Annotated in this window: 15 protein-coding genes and 1 riboswitch; of the genes, 12 read left to right on the forward strand and 3 right to left on the reverse strand. The window is 60.9% G+C overall.

What is annotated here, in order from left to right; genetic code table 11:
• Positions 1–74 precede the first annotated feature (74 nt).
• A complete protein-coding gene (locus M2447_RS04520; RefSeq protein WP_277557576.1) occupies positions 75–2,258 on the reverse strand; it encodes a glutamine synthetase III in 2,184 nt (727 codons plus the stop codon).
• Positions 2,259–2,545: 287 nt separating this feature from the next.
• Here M2447_RS04520 and M2447_RS04525 point away from each other — a divergent pair, with 287 nt between their 5' ends.
• From M2447_RS04525 to phoU, 9 genes are all read left to right on the forward strand, one after another.
• Positions 2,546–3,790, forward strand: a complete 1,245-nt coding sequence (locus M2447_RS04525; protein WP_277557577.1) for an LL-diaminopimelate aminotransferase — start codon at positions 2,546–2,548, stop codon at positions 3,788–3,790.
• Between the two features lie 78 nt (positions 3,791–3,868).
• Complete coding sequence (gene gltB / locus M2447_RS04530; protein WP_343215368.1) at positions 3,869–8,461, forward strand: glutamate synthase large subunit; 4,593 nt, start codon at positions 3,869–3,871, stop codon at positions 8,459–8,461.
• 76 nt (positions 8,462–8,537) lie between these two features.
• Positions 8,538–10,028, forward strand: coding sequence for a glutamate synthase subunit beta (locus tag M2447_RS04535; protein ID WP_277557579.1), 1,491 nt, complete (start codon positions 8,538–8,540; stop codon positions 10,026–10,028).
• Between the two features lie 224 nt (positions 10,029–10,252).
• Positions 10,253–11,116 (forward strand): phosphate ABC transporter substrate-binding protein, encoded by an 864-nt coding sequence (locus M2447_RS04540; RefSeq protein WP_277557580.1) that lies wholly within the window; start codon positions 10,253–10,255, stop codon positions 11,114–11,116.
• 176 nt (positions 11,117–11,292) lie between these two features.
• Entirely contained in the window at positions 11,293–12,840 is a 1,548-nt protein-coding gene (gene pstC, locus M2447_RS04545) for a phosphate ABC transporter permease subunit PstC (protein WP_277557581.1), read from the forward strand.
• Entirely contained in the window at positions 12,837–13,883 is a 1,047-nt protein-coding gene (gene pstA / locus M2447_RS04550; protein WP_277557582.1) for a phosphate ABC transporter permease PstA, read from the forward strand. Before pstC ends, pstA begins: the two co-directional genes overlap by 4 nt.
• Before the next feature lie 74 nt (positions 13,884–13,957).
• Positions 13,958–14,446, forward strand: coding sequence for a hypothetical protein (locus M2447_RS04555; RefSeq protein ID WP_277557584.1), 489 nt, complete (start codon positions 13,958–13,960; stop codon positions 14,444–14,446).
• Between the two features lie 287 nt (positions 14,447–14,733).
• Positions 14,734–15,636 carry a phosphate ABC transporter ATP-binding protein PstB gene (gene pstB, locus M2447_RS04560; RefSeq protein ID WP_277557585.1) on the forward strand — a complete coding sequence of 301 codons (903 nt, stop codon included), beginning with the start codon at positions 14,734–14,736 and terminating at the stop codon, positions 15,634–15,636.
• A gap of 41 nt (positions 15,637–15,677) precedes the next feature.
• Positions 15,678–16,358, forward strand: a complete 681-nt coding sequence (phoU, locus tag M2447_RS04565) for a phosphate signaling complex protein PhoU (RefSeq protein ID WP_277557586.1) — start codon at positions 15,678–15,680, stop codon at positions 16,356–16,358.
• 458 nt (positions 16,359–16,816) lie between these two features.
• Here phoU and M2447_RS04570 read toward each other — a convergent pair whose 3' ends face one another.
• On the reverse strand, positions 16,817–18,109 hold the full coding sequence (locus M2447_RS04570; protein ID WP_277557588.1) for an ATP-binding protein: 1,293 nt from the start codon (positions 18,107–18,109) through the stop codon (positions 16,817–16,819).
• Positions 18,110–18,128: 19 nt separating this feature from the next.
• Entirely contained in the window at positions 18,129–18,848 is a 720-nt protein-coding gene (locus tag M2447_RS04575; RefSeq protein ID WP_277557589.1) for a response regulator transcription factor, read from the reverse strand.
• A gap of 224 nt (positions 18,849–19,072) precedes the next feature.
• Positions 19,073–19,186: riboswitch (TPP riboswitch) on the forward strand.
• Between the two features lie 91 nt (positions 19,187–19,277).
• Here M2447_RS04575 and thiC point away from each other — a divergent pair.
• The 3 genes from thiC (at position 19,278) to M2447_RS04590 (ending at position 23,547) form a co-directional block, all read left to right on the forward strand.
• Positions 19,278–21,062 carry a phosphomethylpyrimidine synthase ThiC gene (gene thiC / locus M2447_RS04580; RefSeq protein WP_343215369.1) on the forward strand — a complete coding sequence of 595 codons (1,785 nt, stop codon included), beginning with the start codon at positions 19,278–19,280 and terminating at the stop codon, positions 21,060–21,062.
• Positions 21,063–21,185: 123 nt separating this feature from the next.
• Complete coding sequence (locus M2447_RS04585) at positions 21,186–22,340, forward strand: AAA family ATPase (protein WP_277508007.1); 1,155 nt, start codon at positions 21,186–21,188, stop codon at positions 22,338–22,340.
• 52 nt (positions 22,341–22,392) lie between these two features.
• On the forward strand, positions 22,393–23,547 hold the full coding sequence (locus tag M2447_RS04590; protein WP_277557591.1) for a hypothetical protein: 1,155 nt from the start codon (positions 22,393–22,395) through the stop codon (positions 23,545–23,547).

Raw genomic sequence — 23,547 nt, forward strand, 5'->3', positions numbered from 1 at the left:
CTCCGTTGGGGATGCGCAAGCGGTCACTTTGCATTTTCATGCCGGTGTTATTTTGCGCTTCTTATTAAAAACGCTCACTTGATGAACAGGAGCTCCCCGTAGGTCGGCAGCGGCCAGAAGTCGTCGGCCACCTCCATTTCGAGCGCGTCAACATCGGCGCGGAGTTTGTTTTGCTGGTTGCGGATTTTCAGCGCGTGCCTGGCCTGCGCCCCGATTTTTTCCGGGAATGTTTTCCGCAGGGTTTCGAGTTTGGAAATGTTGCCCTGCAGGCTTTCCAGCAAGGCGGAAACTTTCCTCACCGAGGCGACGGTGGACGCGCCCTTTGCGCCCGCGGCCTTTTGCGCGGCGAGTGTCCTGCCGAATTCGGCAAGCTGCCGGTTCACGGCGGGAACGATGAAGGTTTTTGCGATTTCCAGCGCGGAGTTCAGCTCGGACTTGACCGTCTTCACATAGACATCCGTGTAAATCTCGTGGCGCGATTCAAGTTCGCGCATTGAGAAGACGCCGTGCTTGACGAAGACCTCGGCGGAAACCTTGTCGAGGAGCGCGGGGAGCGCCTCGACGGAGGTTTTCAGGTTGGGCAGCCCGCGCCGCGCGGCTTCCTTCCGCCACTCCTCGGAGTAGCCGTCGCCGTTGAAGATTACCTTGCCGTGCGCGGTGATGATTTCCTTGAGCACAATCTGGATGGCTTCGTTCAGCTTGGAGCCCTTGGCCTGAAGCGCCTCGATTTTTTCGGCGATGTATTCCAGCGAGTCGGCGACAATCGTGTTCAGCGCGACGAGCGGGCCGGCGATGGATTGCCCGGAGCCGACCGCGCGAAACTCGAAGCGGTTGCCCGTGAAGGCGAACGGGCTGGTGCGGTTGCGGTCGCCCGTGTCCTTCGCAAGCGACGGGAGGGTGTCCACGCCAACGCGCAGGGTGCCTTTTCGCGCCGAGGACTTGGCGCCGCCCGCCTTGATTTGCTCGAAGATGCTGTTGAGTTGCTCTCCGAGGAAGATGGAGATGATGGCGGGCGGGGCCTCATTGGCGCCGAGCCGGTGGTCGTTCGAGGCCGTCGCCACGACCGCGCGCAAAAAGCGGCTGTGGATGGAAACGGCGCGGATGACCGCCGCGCAAAACACGAGGAATTGAGCGTTCTCGTGCGGAGTGTCGCCCGGATCGAGCAGGTTGCCCTGGTCCTTGTTGCCGAGGGAAAAGTTGACGTGCTTGCCCGAGCCGTTGACGCCCTGGAAGGGTTTTTCGTTGAGGATGGCAATCATGCCGTGCTTCCGCGCGACGCGCTTGAGTATGGATGCGACCATCTGGTTGTGGTCGGTGGCGAGGTTCGCGCTTTCAAAGGTCGGCGCGATTTCGAACTGCGAGGGCGCAACCTCGTTGTGGCGTGTTTTGATGGGGATGCCGAGTTTGTAGCACTCGTTGTCCACCTCCATCATGAACGCCAGCACGCGCTCGGGAATGGCGCCGAAATAATGATCCTCGAATTCCTGCCCCCTGGCCGGCGGCGCGCCAAAGAGCGTGCGGTCGTTGATGTAGAGGTCGGGGCGCAGGAAGAAGAGATTCTGGTCGATGAGGAAGTATTCCTGCTCGGGGCCGGCGGTGGCGGTGACCATCGGGATGTTTTTGTGCCCGAAAAGTTTCAGCACCCGCCTTGCCTGCTTGTCGAGCGTCTGCATGGAGCGCAACAGCGGCGTCTTCTTGTCGAGCGCCTCGCCCGTCCATGACACGAAGGCCGTGGGAATGCACAGTGTGTTGCCGTTCGGCCCCTCGTAAATGTAGGCGGGGCTTGTCACGTCCCAAGCCGTGTAACCGCGCGCCTCGAATGTCGCGCGGATGCCGCCGGAGGGAAAACTGGACGCGTCCGGCTCGCCTTGAATAAGCGACTTGCCGGAAAAATCCGCGATCGCGGCGCCGCCGCCCGATGCGGGCGCGAGAAAGCTGTCGTGCTTTTCCGCGGTGAGTCCCGTGAGGGGAAAAAAGACGTGAGCAAAATGCGTCGCGCCCTTTTCGATCGCCCAGTTTTTCATCGCGGAGGCGACTTCGTCGGCGATTGAAACATCGAGCCGGGAGCCCGTCTCGATTGTTTTTTCCAGCTCCTTGCAAACATCCTTCGGGAGGTGGCGGCGCAGTTTCGCCAGGTCGAAGACATTTCGGCCGTAGAGATCGCCCTTAAATATCTCCGTGGCGTCAATTGCTGCTTTGCGGGGCGGAGTGTTCACCGCCGCTTGAATGGCTCCAGCACGATTTGTTATACCGTTCATTTTAGTGTGTTATGAAACCCGTTCCCGCCGGATCAAGAGTGGCCTTGGGGACCGCAGGGAAACGTGGGTTCGTTGCCACCGAAAACAATCAACGGGACTAATGTCAATTATCTTGGGAAATAAATTAAATCTAATAATGAGCCCCCGTGATTATATAACATTTCCTAAAATCATTATCAGTCAGCGGCCTGGAATTCAGTGTATAATTGACATGTTTATAATCCGGATCAAATCCTGCGCCGTCACCCGGCCGCCTCGGGGCAGTCGCGGGGATTTATATAATCACAATGGACTTCGAAATTCGTGAGCTTTTCGCCGACAGAATCGGAGGTGCCGCCTACGGCACTTCCACCGAGATTTATAAGTTCGAACGGATTAAACGCGCCAAGCGCGAGGCCCTTAAAAACAATCCCGGCGGTTGTATTATCGACCTTGGCGTCGGCGAGCCGGACGCGCCGGCGTTTCCGGACGTTGTGGCGACCCTGCAACGAGAGGCTCCGAAACCCGAAAACCGCATTTATGCCGACAATGGCTGCATGGAGTTTCGGCAAGCCGCCGCGCGCTACATGCGCGAAATTTTCAACGTGGACGGCCTCGATCCCGAAACCGAAATCGTCCACTCCATCGGCTCGAAGGCGGCGCTCTCCATTCTCCCCGCCTGCATCGTTAATCCCGGCGATTACGTCATCACGACCACGCCCGGCTACCCGGTGTTCGGCACGCACGCGCGTTACCTTGGCGGGAATATTTTCCCGCTGCCGCTTCTGCCGGAAAACAATTTCCTGCCCGCGCTCAACAGCATTCCCGGCGACATTCTGCCGCGCGCAAAAGTGCTCCTGCTGAACTTTCCAAACAACCCGACCGGCGCCGTCGCCACGCGCGAATTTTTCGAGGAGGCGCTCGCCTTTGCAAGAAAGCACAGGCTCATCATCATCCAGGACGCCGCCTACGCGGCCCTGCCTTACGACGGAAAACCGCTTTCAATCCTGCAAATCCCCGGAGCAAAAGACATCGCCGTCGAGCTGCACTCGCTCTCGAAAAGCCACAACATGACCGGATGGCGCATCGGTTTCGTCGCCGGCAATCCGTGGCTCGTGCGCGCTTATGCCGACGTGAAGGACAACACCGATTCCGGCCAGTTTATCGCCATCCAAAAAGCCGCCGTCACCGCCCTTGGCAACCGCTCGATCCCGGGACAAATCGCCGCCAAATACGCGCGCCGTTTCGACCTTCTGCTCCCCGTCCTGAAAAAAGCCGGATTCTCCTGCGAAAAACCCAAGGCGGGATTTTTTCTCTACACCGCCGCGCCCGAAAAAGTCCTCCACTCCGACGGTTCGGAAACCCGGTTTCCGAAAGCCGCGGATTTCAGCGAATGGCTCATCAAAAACCTGCTCATCAGCACCGTGTCCTGGGACGACGCCGGACGCCACGTCCGGTTTTCCGCCACCTTTCAGGCTGCCGACGAAACCGCCGAGCGCGTCATCGCCGCCGAACTGGAAGCGCGCCTGGCCGCGTGCCGGTTCGCATTCTGAAACCGCAACCCATTTCCAGCAAACACAGTGAATCACACATCAAACGCACTCTCCGAAAAAAAACTCCCGCGCGCGCCCATGCCGCCGCGCAAGCAGGGACTTTACGATCCTTGGTTTGAGCACGATGCCTGCGGTGTCGGTTTTGTCGTGGACGTCAAGGGCCGCGCCAGCCACCGCATCATCGAGCAAGGACTCAAGGTCCTGGAAAAACTCGACCACCGCGGCGCGACCGGCGCGGAAACCAACACCGGCGACGGCGCGGGCATCCTAATGCAAATTCCGCACGAGTTTTTCGCGCGCACCTGCGCAAAAGCGGGCGTCAAGCTGCCGCCGCGCGGACACTACGGGACGGGGCTTCTTTTTCTGCCGCGCAACGCCACCCTTCGCCGCGACAGCGAGACGCACATCGCCCGCATCATTCGCAGCGAGGGGCAGGAAATCCTCGGATGGCGCACCGTGCCGACCGACAACTCCACGCTCGGCGAAACCGCCAAGGCCTGCGAACCCTGCATCCGCCAGGTTTTCATCAACCGCCCGCCCGAACTCGCCGACGAACTCGCCTTTGAGCGCAAACTCTACATCATCCGCAAACGCATCTCGCGCGAGCTTGCCGCAATCGCCGGCGGCGACTCCGCCTACGTCCCAAGCCTCTCCGCGCGCACGATTGTCTACAAGGGGATGCTGCTCACAACCCAGCTCCCCGAATACTTCACCGACTTGCGCGCGCCCGACCTCGCATCGGCCATCGCGCTCGTCCACTCGCGTTTTTCGACCAACACTTTTCCAAGCTGGAACCGCGCGCATCCCTACCGCTACATCGCGCACAACGGCGAAATCAACACCCTGCGCGGCAACGTAAACTGGATGCACGCCCGCCAGGCGCACCTCGCAAGCGAACTCTTCGGCGACGACATCAAAAAAATCCTTCCCGTAATCAATCCCCACGGCAGCGATTCGGCCATGTTCGACAACACCCTCGAACTTCTCCATCTCGCCGGGCGCTCCCTCCCCCATGCCGTCATGATGATGATTCCGGAACCGTGGACCCACCACAAGGCGATGGACCCCGCCCTCCGCGCGTTTTACCAATACCACGCCTGCCTCACCGAACCCTGGGACGGCCCCGCCGCGCTCGTGTTCACCGACGGCAAACTCATCGGCACCCAGCTTGACCGCAACGGCCTGCGTCCCGCCCGTTATTACATCACGAAAGACGACCTTGTTGTTCTCGCCTCCGAAGCGGGCGTCCTCGATGAAATCGCCCCCGAAAACATCGCCTCCAAAAACCGCCTCCAACCCGGGCGCATGCTTCTCATCGACACCGAACAGGGCAAAATCCTCGACGATCGCGAAGTGAAACGGCAACTCGCCGCCGCCCATCCCTACCGGAAATGGCTGGACGAATACCTCGTCACCCTCGACAAGCTGCCGCCCGCCGAAAGTCTTCCCGAAAGCAATTTCGAAACCCTCGCGCAGCGGCAAACCGCCTTCGGCCACACCTACGAATCCGAGCACGCCGTCCTCCTCCCGATGGCGCGCGACGGCATCGAGGGCATAGGCTCCATGGGCAACGACACCCCGCTCGCCGTCCTCTCCAACAAACCGCGCCTGCTCTACGATTATTTCAAGCAACTCTTCGCGCAGGTCACAAACCCGCCCATCGACAGCATTCGCGAGGAAATCATCATTTCAATCGAGACACGCCTCGGCGCGGAGGGCAATTTCTTGCAAGCGCTGCCGACAAGCTGCCGCCGCGTCGAGCTGCCTTATCCCGTCATCACCAACGAGGAGTTCGCAAAAATCCGCCGCATGAAACAACCCGGCCTCAAAGTCGGCGTCGTGCCGATCCTCTTCCCCGTGGCGGGCGGGCCGAAGGGTCTCGAAAAAGCGCTCGACGACGTTTTCAGCCGCGCCGCAAAACTCATCGAAAACGACGAGGTAAGCGTGCTCATCCTCAGTGACCGCGGTGTGAACGCGGGCAACGCCGCCATCCCCGCGCTGCTCGCCTCCGCCGGCCTGCACCACTACCTCATCCGCACCGGGCTGCGCACAAAGGTCAGTCTCGTCCTCGAAACAGGCGAGGCGCGCGAAACGCATCACTTCGCGCTGCTCGTCGGCTACGGCGTCAGCGCAATCAATCCCTACCTCGCCTTTGAGGGCATTGAAAAACTCGCCGGCGATGGCTGGCTGCCCGGGATTTCCAGCCGGGCTGCGGCGAAAAACTTCGTGAAAGCGGCCTCGAAGGGCGTCGTGAAAATCATGACAAAAATGGGCATCACCTCCGCGCAAAGTTATCGCGGCGCGCAAGTTTTTGAGGCGGTCGGACTGCGCGATGACGTCATCGAAAAATACTTTACCTGGACGCCTTCGCGCATCGGCGGCGTCAACCTCGAAACCATCGCCGAGGAAACGCTCATGCGCCACGACGCCGCCTTCAATCCGCGCGGCGCAATCGCCTCCGGCGACACCGCCCTTCCCCCCGGCGGACACTATCGCTGGCGCGACAACGGCGAGTTCCACCTCTTCAATCCCGAGTCGATTCATGCGCTGCAAAAGGCCGTTCGCACCGGCGACTATGCCGTGTTCAAGCAATACACCCGCCTCATCGACGACCAGGCCGCGCACCTGTGCACCTTGCGCAGCCTTCTCGACTTCAAGCCCGCCGATCCCGTTCCGCTTGAGGAAGTCGAGCCGGTTGAAAAAATTCTCCGACGTTTCAAAACCGGCGCGATGTCCTACGGCTCCATTTCGCAGGAGGCGCACGAGACGCTCGCCATCGCCATGAACCGCATCGGCGGAAAATCCAACACCGGCGAGGGCGGCGAGTCTCCCGAGCGCTTCAAGCCGCTGCCCAACGGCGACTCAAAATGCTCCGCTATCAAACAAGTCGCGTCGGGGCGTTTTGGCGTCACGAGCGAATACCTCGTCAACGCGAATGAAATCCAGATCAAGATGGCGCAGGGCGCGAAACCCGGCGAGGGCGGGCAACTGCCCGGCTCGAAGGCGTATCCGTGGATTGCCAAAACCCGCCACACAACCGCGGGCGTCGGCCTCATCTCGCCGCCTCCGCACCACGACATTTACTCGATCGAAGACCTGGCCGAGCTCATCCACGACTTGAAAAACGCAAACCACCGCGCGCGCATTTCCGTGAAACTCGTTTCCGAAGTCGGCGTCGGCACGATCGCCGCGGGCGTCGCCAAGGCGCACGCCGATGTTGTCCTCATTTCCGGGCACGACGGCGGCACGGGCGCGTCTCCGCTCAACTCGATTTACCACGCCGGCCTCCCGTGGGAACTCGGCCTCGCCGAGACGCACCAGACGCTCGTCCTGAACAATCTCCGCTCGCGCATCGCCGTCGAAACCGACGGGCAGCTCAAAACCGGGCGCGATGTTGTCATCGCCGCCCTGCTCGGCGCGGAGGAATTCGGCTTCGCCACCACCGCGCTCGTCTCGACGGGCTGCATCATGATGCGCGTCTGCCACCTCAACACCTGCCCCGCCGGTGTCGCCACCCAAAACCCGGAACTGCGAAAACAGTTCAAGGGCCGTCCCGAGGATGTCGTCAATTTCATGACCTTCATCGCGCGGGAAGTTCGCGAGCTGATGGCTCAACTCGGTTTTCGCACGCTCGACGAAATGGTCGGGCGCGTTGAGCGCCTCGAATCGCGCAAGGCCGTCACTCATTGGAAAGCCCGGGGCATCGACCTCTCGAACCTTCTTTACGCGCCTGATGGCGGCGAGGAGACCGTGCGCCACTGCCGGATTCCGCAGGATCACGGACTCGAAAAATCCTTCGATGTCACCGCGCTTCTGGCAAGCTGCCGCCCTGCCATTGAGCGCGGTGAAAAAGTCTCCGCGGAGTTTCCGATCAAAAATATCCACCGCGTCGTCGGCACGCGCACCGGCAGCGAAGTCACGCGCAAGTGGGGCGCGAACGGGTTGCCCGAGGACACCATCGACATTCGCTTTCACGGCAGCGCCGGCCAGAGCTTCGGCGCGTTTATCCCCAAAGGCATGACATTCCGGCTTGCGGGCGACGCGAACGACTATGTCGGCAAAGGTCTTAGCGGCGGCAAAATCATCATCCATCCGCCCGCCTCCAGCACCTTCGAGCCCGCGCGAAACATCATCATCGGCAACGTCGCCCTTTACGGCGCGACATCCGGCGAGCTCTACGCATGCGGCATGGCGGGCGAACGCTTTGCCGTCCGCAATTCCGGAGCGACCGCGGTCGTCGAATCCGTCGGCGATCACGGCCTCGAATACATGACCGGCGGGAAAGTCGTCGTGCTCGGCGCCACGGGGCGCAATTTTGCCGCGGGCATGAGCGGCGGCATCGCCTATGTCCACGACCCCGAAAACCGCCTCCCCTCAAACCTCAACGACAGCATGGTGTTTGTTGAAAAAATCGAGGACGCGGATGAATCCGCCTCGTTGCGGCAGCTTGTCGAAAACCACGCGCGCTACACGCAAAGCGCCGTCGCCCAAAAACTCCTCGGCAATTGGGACGCCGCGCTCCCGCACTTTGTCAAAATCATGCCGAAGGATTACAAACGAATGCTCGAGGCCATCGAAAAAGCGAAAGCCGAGGGACTCGCCGGCGACCACGCCATCGCCGCCGCCTTCGAAGCCAACGCCCACGACCACTCCCGCGTCGGCGGGAATTAAGCGCCTCCGGCCAATAAGACCGATCCGACTGATAAGACCACTCCGACCACACGAAAAAATTTAAAATAAAAACGCTATGGGAAAACCAACAGGATTTCTGGAATACATGCGCGAGATTCCGACGGATCGTCCGCCGCTCGACCGTCTTCGCGACTGGAATGAATTTCATCATAAACTCGACGAGGAAAAACTCCGGCGCCAGGGCGCGCGCTGCATGGATTGCGGCGTCCCGTTCTGCCACACCGGAAAACTCATCTCCGGCATGGCGGCGGGTTGTCCCGTCCACAACCTCATCCCCGAATTCAACGACCTCGTTTTCCGCGGACTCTGGAGGGAGGCCTATGCGCGCCTCGACAAAACAAACAACTTCCCCGAGTTCACCGGACGTGTCTGTCCCGCGCCTTGCGAGGGTTCGTGCGTCCTCGGTATCAATCGCCCGCCCGTCGCCATCAAAAACAACGAGTGCTCGATCAGCGAGCGCGCTTGGGGCGAAGGCTGGGTCGTGCCGCGTCCGCCGAAATTCCGCACGGGCAAAAAAGTTGCCGTCGTCGGTTCCGGTCCCGCGGGCCTCGCCGCCGCCGCGCAACTCAACCGCGCCGGCCATGCCGTCACCGTTTTCGAGCGCGCCGACCGGCCGGGCGGGCTGCTCATGTATGGCATTCCCAACATGAAGCTCGACAAGCGCGACGTTGTCCTGCGTCGCATCCGCAATATGGAAGCCGAGGGCGTCACCTTTGTTTGCAACGCCGAAATCGGCGGCGGCAGCGTCTCGGACATCGAGCCTGATGAACTGCTTGCCACCCACGATGCGATCGTTCTTTGCATCGGCGCCACGCAGCCGCGCGACCTGCCCGTCGAGGGTCGCAATTTGGACGGCGTTCATTTCGCCGTGGATTTTCTCACAGAAAACACGAAGGCCGTTTTGTCGGGAAACAAAACCGCGCCCGCCATTTCCGCGGCAGGCAAACACGTCATCGTCATTGGCGGCGGCGACACCGGCACCGATTGCGTCGGCACCTCGCTCCGCCAAGGCTGCGCCTCCGTGCGGCAAATTGAAATCATGCCCGAATCGCCGCGCGCGCGCCAGCCCGGCAACCCCTGGCCCGAATGGCCCAAGGTTTTGAAAACCGATTACGGTCAGGAAGAGGCCGCCGCGCGACAAGGCGCCGACCCGCGCGCATATTTGACAACCGTCAAAAAATTCATCGGCGAAAAAAGCGTGCGTGAACTCGTGGCGGTTGAAGTGAAATGGGAGAAAAATCAAAACGGACAATTCATCCCAAGGGAGCAGCCCGGCACCGAAAAAACACTGAAGGCCGACCTCGTCCTTCTGGCGATGGGTTTTCTCGGCCCCGAGCAATCCCTGCCCGGCCAACTGAAGCTGGAAACCGACGCCCGCGGAAACATCAAGGCCGCGCATGAGATTCACCGGACAAATCATCCGAAAGTCTTCGCCGCCGGTGACTGTCGCCGGGGCCAAAGCCTGGTTGTCTGGGCGATCAACGAGGGCCGAGCCGCCGCCCGCGAATGTGATCGCGCACTCATGGGGTCCACATTGTTGCCGTAAGGATTGCCGGGCGAACATCCCCCGCATTCTCACACAAACGATCCGTAAGATTGGCGGGGCAAAGAGTGCCAACAACTCCGCGATGTTGCCGCGAAAATTTGCCACGGGGTATTCGTCACGGCAGTTCACACGATTGTAACATTCCCGCCACGAATTCGCCACATGCGGCGGGCATTGTCTTGGTGTGATCCGCCGCACGCGGATGCAAAAACACCAAGACAAACATGAAATCCAGAGGCCTCCTTAAAAAATCGCCCACACCACCGGCGTTCTTTTTGCCATCTCCGCGCATCCTCGCATTCATCCTCGCGCTCGCGGCGGGCATTCCCGCCAGCGCCGGGAAAATCGTCATCAGGGGCTCCGACACGCTCGGCGCAAAACTCGTGCCCATGCTCGCCGAGCAATACAGGGCGGCCAAGCCCGGCGTCACTTTTGAAATCGCCGCCGAGGGTTCCACCACCGGCATCGCCGCCATCATCGACGGCACCGCGCAAATCGGCATGTCCTCGCGCAGCGCCAAATCCACCGAAATGTCCGCGGCTTCCGCCAAGGGCGTTGACATGAGGGCCACCATCGTCGCCTACGACGGCATCGGCATCATCGTCAACGCCGGCAATCCGCTCGCCGGCCTCACCCGCCGCCAGATCGAGCAAATCTTCACCGGCGACATCACCGACTGGTCCGCGGTCGGCGGCAAGCCGGGCAAGATCTCAATCTACACGCGCAACACCTCCTCCGGCACCTACGCCGACTTCAAGCAGCTCGCCATGCGCAAGCGCGACTACGCCAGGTCCTCGCAAAAAATGGCCGGCAACGAACAGATCGCCGCCGAGGTTGCGCGAAATCCAAACGGCATCGGCTACGTCGGGCTCGCCTATCTCGGCAGCCCGGGCATCAAGGCGCTTTCGGCTGACGGCGCGCTTCCCACAAAACAAGCCGTGCTCGACAAAAAATATCCGCTCGCCCGCCCGACCTTCTACTACACGAACGGACAGCCGTCCGGGGAGGCCGCGGCGTTTGTCGCCTTCACGCTCGGCGAGGAAGGCCAGCGCATCGCCGAGAAAATCGGGTTCGTGCCCGTGCGCTGAGCGCGTTTCGCGCCCGGTCAATGAAGAATGAAAAATGTGGAATGTAGAATTGTAGAATGAAAGCTCCCAAACCCACTTCAGAGAAAACACCCGCGGGCGAAAAACCCGCGGGCGGGGCGCCGGCTTCCGGAGGCCGTGCGGGGCGTCGGCTCGTTCCCGGTTCCTCTTTTTCCATTATGCATTCCTCATTGGTCGCGCGGCTCATCCGCGCGGCGTTCGGCTCCACCGCGCTCGTCGCGCTTCTCATTCTCGCGCTCATCACGATCTTTCTTTTTCGCGAGGGGCTGCCGTTTTTTCGCGACAGCCGCAACGACCTCGTTCTCTACCGGCGCGCCGGGCTCGAATACGTTGACATCCTTCGCCGCGCCGAGACGGAGCACGCCGCGCTCGTCCGCGAACTTTTCGACATTCGCCTTCGCGCCTTTCAACATTTTACCGATGACGCCCGTCTCCCGGTCGCCGACGCCAACGCCCGCCTGTCCGCCTTCGATGATTTCGCAGTCCGGTTCGGCGACGCCATCGGCCCGGTCCGCGAGCTGGTTTCCGACATCGGCGAAACCGCCGTCGCCATCAAGACCCGCGCGGCGCTCCGGCACGACAAGGCCGTGCAACGCCGGCAGCTCCTCGACGCCGGAAAAACCACCGAGGCGGGGCGGATAAAAATCGAGCCGGTTGATTTCCAGGCGGAAATCAAGCCCGTCCTCGATACGCTTCCCGCCTGCCGCGACGCCCTCCGCGCCACCGGCGACGAACTGGGCGCCATCCTCTCCGCATCCGGAAACACCGGCCTCCCGCCGGCGCTCGCCAGCGGACGGATGGAAAACTTTCAAGCGCGCGTCCGCGCCTTCATCGCGAAACTCCCCGCAATCGAAAACGAGCTCGCCGGCTGGCGCGCCGACGCGCCCGTGCCGTGGCATGCGAGTGCGCGCGCGTTTTTCACCGGGCGCGAATGGACGACCGCCAGCTTTTGGCAGGACTGGTATGGAATCCTGCCGCTCCTGAGCGGCTCGCTTCTCGCGTCGCTCATCGCGCTGGCGATTGCCGTTCCGCTCGGCGTCGGCGCGGCCATCTACATCAGCCAGGTGGCGTCGCCGCGCGAGCAGCGCCTTGTCAAGCCCGCCATCGAATTCATCTCCGCGCTCCCGTCGGTGGTGCTCGGTTTTTTCGGGATCGCCGTCCTTGGCGAGCTGCTGCGCTCGCTCTCGCAAACCTCGTGGTTCGCCTGGCTCCCCGGCTTCCCGATCATCGAGCGGCTCAACGCGCTGACGGCGGGCTGCCTGCTCGCGCTCATATCGATTCCGACGATTTTCACGCTTGCCGAGGACGCGCTCACCAACGTCCCGCGCGCGCTTCGCGAAGCCTCGTTTGCGCTCGGCGCCAGCCGCCTGCAAACCACGCTCCGCATCATCACCCCCGCCGCGCTCTCGGGCATCATCTCGGCGGTGCTGCTCGGATTCGGGCGCGTGATCGGCGAAACGATGGTGGTGCTCCTCTGCGCCGGAAACCGCATCGCCATTCCCGATTTCAGCGCAGGCCCGGCGGTCGTCACGCAACCCGTGCACACCATGACCGGCATCATCGCCCAGGAAATGGGCGAGGTTGTCCACGGCGGCATCCACTACCGCGCGCTCTTCGTCGTGGGCATGGTGCTGTTTGTCCTCTCGCTCCTCATCAACTACACGGCGCAAAAAATCCTCCTCCGCCACCGGCTTCCCGCGTCATGAATTTCCACCAACAAAACAACACCCGCCGCCGTCGCGAGGCCGCCGTTTTCGGGCTCCTTCGCGCCTCGACTTACCTGGTCCTGCTTTGCGGCGCGCTCGTGGTTGGCACGATTGTGTTCAAAGGCGCGCCGGTTCTTTTCAAGGCGGAGTTTCCCTTCATCAACATCGCGTTTTTCACCGAGGCGCCCGAGACGCTCCACGTTTTTGAACACGACGGAAAAAAGCTGGAGCTCGGCGACCGCGACTACCGCGCTTTCATGGAAAATCTCGCCGCCCCGTCCGCATCGCAACCCGCCGTCGCGCCGCGTTCCGAGCACGCCTACGTTTATTCGGTCGGCGGCATTTTTCCCTGCATCGTCGGCACGCTGCTTCTCGTCGCGGGCTCCATGACACTGGCGCTTTTTCTCGGCGTCTGCTCGGCGATTTACCTCAACGAATACGCGCGCCAAAACACGGTCACGCGCCTCATCCGGCTCGCGGTGCTCAACCTTGCCGGCGTGCCCTCGATCGTGTTCGGACTTTTTGGCTTCGGCCTGTTTGTGATATTTCTCGGTTGGAACGTCTCCCTTATGGCAGGCTGGTTTACGCTCGCGTTCATGGTCCTGCCCGTCGTGATCACCGCGAGCGAGGAAGCGCTTAAGTCCGTCCCGCGCGGCTACCGCGAAGCCTCGCTCGCGCTTGGCGCGACGCGCTGGCAGACGATCCGCAAAAGCGTGCTGCCCTACGCGCTGCCCGGCATCCTCACCTCGTCGATTCTCGGCATCGCGCGCGTCGCCGGGGAAACCGCGCCTATCATGTTCACCGCCGCCTACGTCGTGCGCGACCAGTTGCCCTGGCAAGTCGCGAAGCTCACCGATTTCTTTTTTCAAGGCGTGATGGCGCTCCCGTATCACATCTACGTGGTCAGCTCAAAAATCCCGCAAAACGAATACACCGAACGCGTGCAATACGGTTCGACGCTCGTATTCCTTCTCCTCGTCGCCCTGATCGCCGCCGCCTCGATCCTCCTCCGCAACCGCCTTCGGAAAAAACATTCGTGGTGAGCGTGACAGACGCCGCCGTGTGAACAGAGAACAAAAAACATTGCTTTCCATGCACGCCAATTGCGTTGAGGCCAATGGCACTATTAGTCATAAACAAGATCATGAGAACGCATGTGTTGTCTTTATTTTTACTGTTATTGGCTGGCTGTTCATCGCAGCCGACGATTATTGAGTTACCATGTCCCAATTCCGGCACTTACAGTTTTAGCGAAGCTGAAGCAAAAAAGTCGGACATATTATCATTAACTCTTTCCCCGCCGCTTAAGAGTTGGCGGCGCGAGGCCTTTTTCGGCTTTGGCATTCACATTGATCGCGCAGACCAGATTTTCGTTTATAGTCCATCTTTACCTCCAGAAATTTTTGCATTTCCGTTGGATAGGCCGATTTCTGTTACCGAGTTGAAGGAGTTGATTAATCGCTACAAATCGTTTCTTGATAGTAGGCCAGCGTCATTGCTGATTACGTCGGAAATAGATCCGAAACGCTCGGCAGTTTTTATGAAAGTGGTGGATTGGGCATTTCAACCGAGCATCCAGATATACTACAGAAAAGAAAGAGGCTAAGCAGCGGCCAGAGCCAATGTGACTGCACACTGTGTGCTTACCTCGGGCTGAATTGCCCGATGTTTTGCGCGTCATGCATGTCACCATTCTCCTGTCGCCAAACGGATGCCGAAGTTTGCTCCGGGGAGCTTTTGTCAAAAATCAAAGCCTAAAACAGGTCGTTTTTATCAAAAATCAAAGGCAATCGCGGCCTATTCTCCGCTCGCATCCGGCGCGCCCTCATTTGTCACGGAATCGTAACATTCGCTTCGCCCGCTTGTAACATTGTCCGCGCACACTCGCGGCGAATGAATGCATGCCTGACCAAACAGATTTTGCGAACCGAGCCGCCCGCGCCGCGTGTCACCGCGACCAACACCACCGCCACACCCGCGCCGGCCGAAGCCGTTCCTCATGCCAGTCCCGACGCCTCGCTCGAAACCGAAATCCGCGCTCCGCATTTAATAGAAATCTCCAACCTCGATTTTTATTACGGCGAAAAAAAAGCGCTCGATTGCGTCAACCTCACCATCGACGCCAACCGCGTCACCGCCTTCATCGGCCCCTCCGGCTGCGGCAAATCGACACTCCTGCGCTGCCTCAACCGCATGAACGACCTCATTGACGGAGCCGCCGTCCGCGGCGGAACAATCAAGATCGGCGACGCCGACATAAACGCGCCCGGCATCGACGCCATCGAACTCCGCAAATGCGTCGGCATGGTTTTTCAAAAATCAAATCCGTTTCCAAAATCCATTCACGAAAACGTCGCCTACGGATTGCGGATTCAGGGGATCAGGGACAGGGCCGAGATCGCCCGCCGCGTGGAACTCTCGCTTCGCGGCGCCGCTCTTTGGGACGAGGTCAAGGACCGCCTCAACGACAACGCGCTCGGCCTTTCCGGCGGGCAGCAGCAGCGCCTCTGCATCGCGCGCGCCCTCGCCGTCGAGCCGCAAGTGCTGCTCATGGACGAACCGTGCTCCGCGCTCGATCCCGTGGCCACGGGCAAAATCGAGGACCTCATCCACGAACTCAAGACGCGCTACACAATCATCATCGTCACACACTCCATGCAGCAGGCCGCGCGCGTCTCCGACAAAACCGCCTTCTTCTACCTCGGCCGCCTCGTCGAGTATGACGACACGCGCACCATCTTCATGAACCCCGCGAACCCGCAAACCGAGGCCTACGTCAGCGGCCGCTTCGGCTGAGCGCCGGGACAAACGGATTCGCGCACCTCTCCTCCCTTTCCATGAAACGCTTTTACGACACCGAACTCGCAACCTTCCGCTCGCAACTCATTCTGATGGGCGAAAAAGTCATTGAACGCATCCGCCTCGCCCTGCGCGCGCTTGCCGAGAGCGACACTGAAATCGCCCGGCGCGTGATCGCGTCCGACGACGAAATCGACCGGCTCGAACTCGCCATCGACAACGAAGCCATGCGTTTCATGAACCTCCGCGCGCCCATCGCCACCGAGCTTCGGCTCGTGATTGTCGGCATGAAAGCTTCGCGCGACCTTGAGCGCGCCGGCGACGAAGCCACAGGCATCGCCAAGCGCGCCCTGCGTCTCGCCGCGGAACCGCCAATCCTCACCAACGACGACGAAGATGCGGTCCACCTCCGGCAAATGGCCGCCGTCGCCCTGGAAATGCTCCGCGAGGCGCTCGACTGCCTTCATGACTCCGAAAACAATGACAAGGCCATCGACATCGTCCGGCGCGACAAGGTGGTCGATAAGCTCAACAAGCGGCTCTACCGCGCCCTGACGGCCCGCGCCGCGGCGAATCCCGCCGAGGTGAACCGCGCCATCGAGCTCATGTTCATTTCAAAATCCCTCGAGCGCATCGCCGACCACGCCACCAACATCGCCGAGGAAATGGTTTATCTCGCGCAGGCAAAAGACATCCGGCACGCCGGCAAGCAGGGGTGAAACATACCATTTATGAGCGATGACTGATAGGACGCGTTCGCATATCCGTTTAGCATCGAGGAAAAGGCGGCAAGCTCGACGCCAAAGGCGTCAAACAACTTAGCCCAGGGCGAGCGCGCAGCGCGCAACCCTGGGTTGCCGACAGTATAAAGCGGCGCCCTGAAGGGGCGCTACAAATCAGGACTCATCGCATGTTGTAGCGCCCCTTCAGGGCACCGCATTCGGAAAACAAAAACCCAGGGTGTCGCAAGCTTCACCCTGGGCTAAATTGTAACACGCCCTTGGCGTGCATAGGCAGGAGCCAGTCTTTTCCTCGACGCTCCAAACAAATACGCGCCCGGCGGGCGCGCCCTACCCGTTAAAGGCCAAAACTAGCTCGTAAAGCCCCCATGTATTTTTATCTTTGCGCCTCTTGCGCCTCTTTGCGGCTATTCCAATCGTGATTTTTTTAGAAAAAATCACTTCCGCTCCGGCAGCGTGAAGAAAAACGCCGCGCCCCGGCCCTGCGTGCTTTCGACACGAACCCGTCCGCCGTGCAATTGCACAATGTGCTTCACGATGCTCAACCCGAGTCCCGTGCCGCCGGTTTCGCGCGAGCGTCCCTTGTCCACCCGATAAAAACGCTCGAACATGTGCGGCAAGTCCGCGCCGGGAATGCCCGGGCCGTTGTCGCGCACGCACACCTCCACCTCGTTCCCGCCGCCCTCATGCGCGGGCGCGGGGCGTCGCTTCGCGGTGATTGTTATGGTCGATCCGGCGGGCGTGTATTTGAGGGCGTTGTTGAGGAGATTTTCGAAAACCTGCGTGATTTTTTGCGCGTCGATGCCCGCCTCGCCGATGGCGGGATCAATGTCCGCCGTTATCCGGTGCGCCGACGCCGACGGGCGCGCGCGGTAGTCGTCCGCGATCGAATGCAACAATTGCGAAATCGAAACGCGCTCAATGTTTAACCCCGGGTTCGCCGACTCCAGCCGCGAAAGGGAAAGCAAATCCTCGATGAGCGTGGCGAGACGCTCGCTGTGACGGTGAATCGTGCGCAAAAACCGGTCGCGATCGGCGTCGGGCATTTCACGGTGCCCGTCAACAAGCGTCTCCGCGCAACCCTTCACCAGGCTGAGCGGCGTGCGCAATTCGTGCGACACATTGGCGACAAAATCCTTTCGCACGGCCTCGAGTTTTTTCTGGCGCGTGATGTCGTGCAGAACAAAAAGCGACCACGGCTCGCCGGGCTCGTCGGGCGGCTCGATGGTCGCGCCGGTGGCCTCGACCCAGCGCGTCCCGTCCGCTGTGTCGAAGGCGATTTCGTGCTGCGGGCGGGCGGTGCCGTTGCGAACCGCCTCGACATACTCAAGAAACGCGGCGCTCCGGATGACGCGCTCAAAGCGCTGGCGGAGCGCGTTTTTCGCATCGGGAAAAAGCGACTGCAACGCCTTGTTGGCGAGAAGCACGGTGTTGTCGCTCCCGATCACGATCACCGCCTCCTGCAAGCTCCCGAGCGTGGTCTCCAACTGGGCGAGATGGCTGCTGCGCTGCCGTTGCAGGCGGCCGTTCTCGGCAAGAATCTCGTTTATCTCGTCGATCAAAACGCCCATGCCGTAATCGGGCGTCACGCGCAACCCGCCGCGCCGGATCTCCCGCCGCTCGACAAGCGTCCGCGCCATTTCGCGCAAGCCCCCGCGCAACCTCGCCAGCCGGACCAGCGCGGCGGCAAGCGCGATCGCGAGGACAATGATGACAGTGATATAAATCATGGCCGGTGTGTGCGCGCGCTCACGAGGCTTCCCGCGGCGCGTTTTCCGAAAAGCGGTAGCCGATGCCGCGAATCGTCTCGATCCACGCCGCCTCGCCGCCAAGTTTTTCGCGCAATCTGCGCACATGCGTGTCGATGGTGCGCGTTTCGATTTCGGTTTCGTAATTCCAAACGGAAACCAAGAGATGCTCGCGCGTTTGCACGCGCCCCCTGCGCTCCATGAGAAGTTGCAGCAGCCTGAACTCCGTCGCCGTCAAGCTGACGGGCGCGTCCGCGACTGTCACGACATGGCGCTCCCTGTCGAGGACAAGACGGCCCGCGTGCAATTGCGTTTGGGACGCCTCCTGATTTGCGCCGGGCGAGGCGCGCCGCAGCAACGCCCGCACCCGCAAAACGAGTTCCTTTATGCTGAAAGGCTTGCAGATGTAATCGTCGGCGCCCGTCTCAAAACCCTGCACGCGGTCATGCTCCTCCGCCTTGGCCGTGAGAAAAATGACGGGGATGCCCTTGAACGCGGGATCGGCGCGAAACATGCGGCAAAGCTGGATGCCGTTCAACTCGGGCATCATGACATCGAGGATCGCAAGGTCGGGTTTGAACGCGTGGGCGAAGCCGACGGCGGCGTTTGGGTTGTTGAGTGTTTCGACAACAAACCCCTTCGCCTTGAGATTGTAGGCGACCAGATCGGTGACGTCGGGTTCGTCATCGACAATCAGAATTTTTTTGGCGGACTCGGCCATAAGACAGAAACGCAGCATAAACGCCTTTTGCGCGCCATTGCGAGCCGGTAGCCGCGCCGTCACACGATTGTAACACTTCCCGCGAACCGCTCATCTCATTCCCGCAAATGCCCGCGGGTGAAAAAATAGTGCGGCGCGCGGGCATTCACACTCCGCAGCGCACGCGGTGGTGAAACTCGCGCAACTTGACAAAACACACGCGCGGGCATTGCGTGCGTTCTCACCAATTCGTTTAGGCGAACCCGGGGCGCCGGGCTGAGACAGGGATACGATCCGTCCCCATAGCCTTCGAACCTGATGCGGTTAGCACCGCCGAAGGGAAAACGGCCCGGAGCTTCGTTTCAAAAACGCATCGGGAGCCGCGTTACCGGAGGCGGCGGCAAATCGCGTCGGTCAACAATGAACCATACCGATCAACGCCTTCGCAACATGCCCGCCAGCGACAATCCATCCGCAACCCGCGACAATCCGCACACCCTGTTTCCCGCATCCACCCGCGTCTATGTCACCGGCTCGCGCCCCGATATCCGCGTGCCTTTTCGTGAAATCGCCCAGAATCCCTCATGCGGCTACGACGGCGGCGGGACGGCAAACGCCCCCGTCCGCGTTTACGACACATCGGGTGCCTGGGGCGACCCCGGCTTTCACGCCAACCCGAATCGCGGCCTCCCGCCAATACGCGCGGCATGGATCGCCGCGCGCGAAGGCATCGAACAAATCGAAGGCCGCGCGGTGCGCGCGTCCGACGACGGCTACCTCTCCGAAACACACCGCGCGCGCACAGAAAAAAACGGCGCGCGCATCGCCGGCAAGGATTTTCCCGACGCCAACCGCCGGCCAGTCCTCCGCGCCGGCCCCGGCAATCGCCCCACACAACTCGCCCTCGCCCGCGCCGGGATCATCACGCCCGAAATGGAGTTTGCCGCCATTCGTGAAAACCTCGGACTCCCGCGACAGCCCGCCGGGACGATCCCGCCAACCCGCGGACCGCGTGAAATCACGCCCGAATTTGTCCGCGACGAAATTGCCCGCGGGCGGGCCATCATCCCGGCAAACATCAACCATCCCGAACTCGAGCCGATGGTCATCGGCCGCAACTTTCTGGTCAAAATCAACACCAACATCGGCAACTCCTCCGTTGCCTCCGGCATCGACGAGGAGGTTGAGAAAATGCGCTGGTCCATCAAATGGGGCGGCGACACGCTCATGGATCTTTCCACCGGCAAAAACATCCACCGCACCCGCGAATGGATTCTGCGCAACTGTCCCGTCCCCGTCGGAACCGTGCCGCTTTACCAGGCGCTTGAAAAGGCCGGCGGACGCCCCGAGGCGCTCACATGGGACGTTTTTCGGGACACGCTTGTCGAGCAGGCCGAGCAAGGCGTCGATTACTTCACCATCCACGCCGGCCTGCTCCTGCGCCACATACCGCTCACCGCGCGCCGCCTCACCGGCATCGTCTCCCGCGGAGGCGCCATCATGGCCCGGTGGTGCCTCGCCCGCAACGAGGAGAATTTTCTCCACGAACATTGGGACGACATCTGCGAAATCATGGCCGCATACGACATCGCCGTTTCAATCGGTGACGGACTCCGCCCCGGCTCCATTGCCGACGCCAACGACGAGGCCCAGTTCGCCGAACTCAAGACCCAGGGGGCTCTCACCCGCCGGGCATGGAGTCACGGCGTGCAAGTCATGAACGAAGGCCCCGGCCACGTGCCCCTGCACATGATCGGCGAGAACATGGAAAAACAACTGCAATGGTGCGACGAGGCCCCCTTCTACACGCTCGGCCCCCTCACCACGGACATCGCGCCCGCCTACGATCACATCACCAGCGCCATTGGCGCGGCGCACATCGGCTGGCACGGCGCCGCCATGCTCTGCTACGTGACGCCCAAGGAGCACCTCGGACTGCCCGACCGCGATGACGTTCGCGCCGGTGTGATCGCCTACAAAATCGCGGCGCACGCCGCCGACCTCGCCAAGGGCCATCCGGCCGCCCGGCTCCGCGACGACGCCCTCAGCAAGGCGCGCTTTGAATTTCGCTGGGAGGACCAATTTAATCTCTCCCTCGATCCCGCGCGCGCCCGCGAATACCACGACGCCACGCTGCCCCGGGAGCACTCGAAAAACGCCCGCTTTTGCTCCATGTGCGGCCCCAATTTTTGCCCGATGAAAATCACCGCCGACATCCGCCGCGGCGCTGCGTAGCGCCGCGCCGTCACACGATTGTGATGCTTCCCGCGGGCCGCTCGCCAGCCGCGTCACCCCGCCGCTTTCCACAAACAAAGGATGTGCTTGTCCCGCGCGGACGCATCGGCACATCCTTTTTTCATGTCCGCCAAGCCCGTATCCCCCGCATCCGCATCCAAGAACGCCGCGCTTCAGCGTCCGGCCGCCGAGATCCTTTACGCCGACGAACTGGCGCGCCTTGTCGAGGCCGATAAAAATCTCCCGCGCCCCGGCGGCTGGCGGCTTACCCCGCGCTCCGTGCTTCGTTTTATCATGGGCGAACCCGGCGCCGCGCCCGACTCGCCCGGCGCGCCGAAATTCGTCGGCGCGCAAAGTTTTCTCGAACGTTGCATCGTCGCGCTCGCCACCAACCGCGGCCTCATGCTTGTCGGCGAGCCCGGCACCGCGAAAAGCTGGCTCAGCGAATTGCTCGCCGCCGCCATCAGCGGCGACTCCACGCTCATCATCCAGGGCAGCGCCGGCACCACCGAGGACGCGATAAAATACTCGTGGAACTACGCGCTCCTGCTCGCCGAGGGCCCGACCGGCCGCGCGCTCGTCCCCGCGCCGCTGCACCGCGGCATGCGCGACGGCAAGCTCGTGCGCTTCGAGGAAATCACGCGCTGCCCGCTCGAAATCCAGGACACGCTCCTCACCATCCTCTCCGACCGCGTCATGGCGATTCCCGAGCGCGAGGACGACGGCCGCACGCTCTACGCCCAGGTCGGCTTCAACATCATCGCCACCGCCAACACCCGCGACCGCGGCGTCAACGAAATGAGCGCCGCGCTCAAGCGCCGCCTCAATTTCGAAACCGTCTCGCCCATCGCGAGCCTCGCCGACGAGATGGCGCTCGTGAGCCGCGAGTCGTCGCGCCTCCTCTCCCGCGCCGGCATTCCCCTCGCGCTCCCCGCCGACCTCACCGAGGTGCTCCTCACCACGTTCCACGAATTGCGCACCGGCAAAACCGCCTCCGAAGGCAAGGCGCTCGAACCGCTCGGCACCGTGATGAGCACCGCCGAGGCGGTCTCCGTGGCCTACGCCGCCGGCCTGCACGCCTATTATTATGACGGCGGAAAAATCTCCGCCGCGCACCTCGTGCAAAGCCTGCTCGGCTCCGCGCTCAAGGACAGCCCCGACGACATCAAGCGCCTGCAACATTATTTCCACCACGTCGTGAAACCCCGCAAAAAAGGCCGCTGGCCCGAGTTTTACGACGGCATAAAATACCTGCCCCAACCCGCCGCCGAAAAGTGAGCGAAGCGCGCACATGACCGGCATTGTTTCATAATCGCATTTGCACATCCACATGGCTGAAACAGGGATTATAAAATACACGAGCGCGCTTGAGGCGATTCGGGCCCGGCCGGGCATGTATTTGGGATGGCCAAATATCAAAGGATTGTGCCATTTGCTGGTGGCGTTTCTCGACGACCTGCTGGCGGATTCGGCAAATAATACGAACTCAGGGCGGGGCGAGAACAATGATATTCCCCGCGTGGAGTTCGAATTTCATCCGGGACGGAAAAAACTCTCGATTTCAGTAATGGGAGTGAGAACAAAACCTGTTCTGGATGCCATGGGCGTTTTGGATTCAAGGCCAAAAACTCCCCTGCTATTTTATCCGGGATCGGAGGCTCGTTTTCATTTGGATCTAAGTATATTAGTCGCGGCAACCGAAACATTTTGCGCCCGGATTTATCAAACCGATTCGCCCATGCTGAAGTTTCAGTCTCAACGTGGTAAATATACAATTGAAACAATCCATCCCGAAAAGAACACCTCCGCGGGCGATGACATCGCGAAAGGGGTGATGAAATTCGAATTTACTTTGGATTCTGAAATCTGGCACACCACGATCCTGCCTTTCGATCAAATTACCGAGGCTCTGCGCGAATATGCACTGCTTAATCCCCGCGTGACGATTGTATGCACGGACAGGCAGACGGAGGTAGTCCAACGGCGTTTTTTTCATTACAAACGAGGTATATTTGATGAGTTTGATAATATCATCTTACTAAAGAAATCTGAAAACACCGCGTGTTTGCATATTGAGGCGGAGGATTCGGGCCGCGTGTATCGCATTGGCATATGTATTGATCCGATGCAGTGCGATGGGCGCGTTCGCTCATGGTGCGGAAGCTCTGAAACAAAAGAAGGCGGCTCGTTGATAAACGGTATTCTCGACGGCATTATTGCCGCATTCAGAAAAAATGCGAAGGATTGGCCGCACGGTATCAAAGTCTCAAGAAAATCCATCGTGGAACATGTCTTTATACTCGCGGCAGTTGGCGGCCAAATGGGCGATGTGCGCTATGCGGGGGCAACCAAGGACAAACTTGATATGCCCGCATTGCAGAAATACGTGAAACGACTGGTGCGCCAGCGCGTGGACGAATGGCTCGCCTCAGACGCGGGGCTCAAAGAACGCATAATGTGGCGTTTTCAACGCTGGAGTTCGTAA

Origin of the sequence: Ereboglobus sp. PH5-10, assembly GCF_029504735.1 — a bacterium.
Classification (GTDB): Bacteria; Verrucomicrobiota; Verrucomicrobiia; order Opitutales; family Opitutaceae; genus Ereboglobus.

Bases quoted from the DNA above. Each gene is read 5' to 3' on its own strand.
- M2447_RS04520 (WP_277557576.1), bottom strand. From the start codon at position 2,258: ATGAACGGTATAACAAATCGTGCTGGAGCCATTCAAGCGGCGGTGAAC.
- M2447_RS04525 (WP_277557577.1), top strand. From the start codon at position 2,546: ATGGACTTCGAAATTCGTGAGCTTTTCGCCGACAGAATCGGAGGTGCC.
- gltB (WP_343215368.1), top strand. From the start codon at position 3,869: ATGCCGCCGCGCAAGCAGGGACTTTACGATCCTTGGTTTGAGCACGAT.
- M2447_RS04535 (WP_277557579.1), top strand. From the start codon at position 8,538: ATGGGAAAACCAACAGGATTTCTGGAATACATGCGCGAGATTCCGACG.
- M2447_RS04540 (WP_277557580.1), top strand. From the start codon at position 10,253: ATGAAATCCAGAGGCCTCCTTAAAAAATCGCCCACACCACCGGCGTTC.
- pstC (WP_277557581.1), top strand. From the start codon at position 11,293: ATGCATTCCTCATTGGTCGCGCGGCTCATCCGCGCGGCGTTCGGCTCC.
- pstA (WP_277557582.1), top strand. From the start codon at position 12,837: ATGAATTTCCACCAACAAAACAACACCCGCCGCCGTCGCGAGGCCGCC.
- M2447_RS04555 (WP_277557584.1), top strand. From the start codon at position 13,958: ATGGCACTATTAGTCATAAACAAGATCATGAGAACGCATGTGTTGTCT.
- pstB (WP_277557585.1), top strand. From the start codon at position 14,734: ATGAATGCATGCCTGACCAAACAGATTTTGCGAACCGAGCCGCCCGCG.
- phoU (WP_277557586.1), top strand. From the start codon at position 15,678: ATGAAACGCTTTTACGACACCGAACTCGCAACCTTCCGCTCGCAACTC.
- M2447_RS04570 (WP_277557588.1), bottom strand. From the start codon at position 18,109: ATGATTTATATCACTGTCATCATTGTCCTCGCGATCGCGCTTGCCGCC.
- M2447_RS04575 (WP_277557589.1), bottom strand. From the start codon at position 18,848: ATGGCCGAGTCCGCCAAAAAAATTCTGATTGTCGATGACGAACCCGAC.
- thiC (WP_343215369.1), top strand. From the start codon at position 19,278: ATGCCCGCCAGCGACAATCCATCCGCAACCCGCGACAATCCGCACACC.
- M2447_RS04585 (WP_277508007.1), top strand. From the start codon at position 21,186: ATGTCCGCCAAGCCCGTATCCCCCGCATCCGCATCCAAGAACGCCGCG.
- M2447_RS04590 (WP_277557591.1), top strand. From the start codon at position 22,393: ATGGCTGAAACAGGGATTATAAAATACACGAGCGCGCTTGAGGCGATT.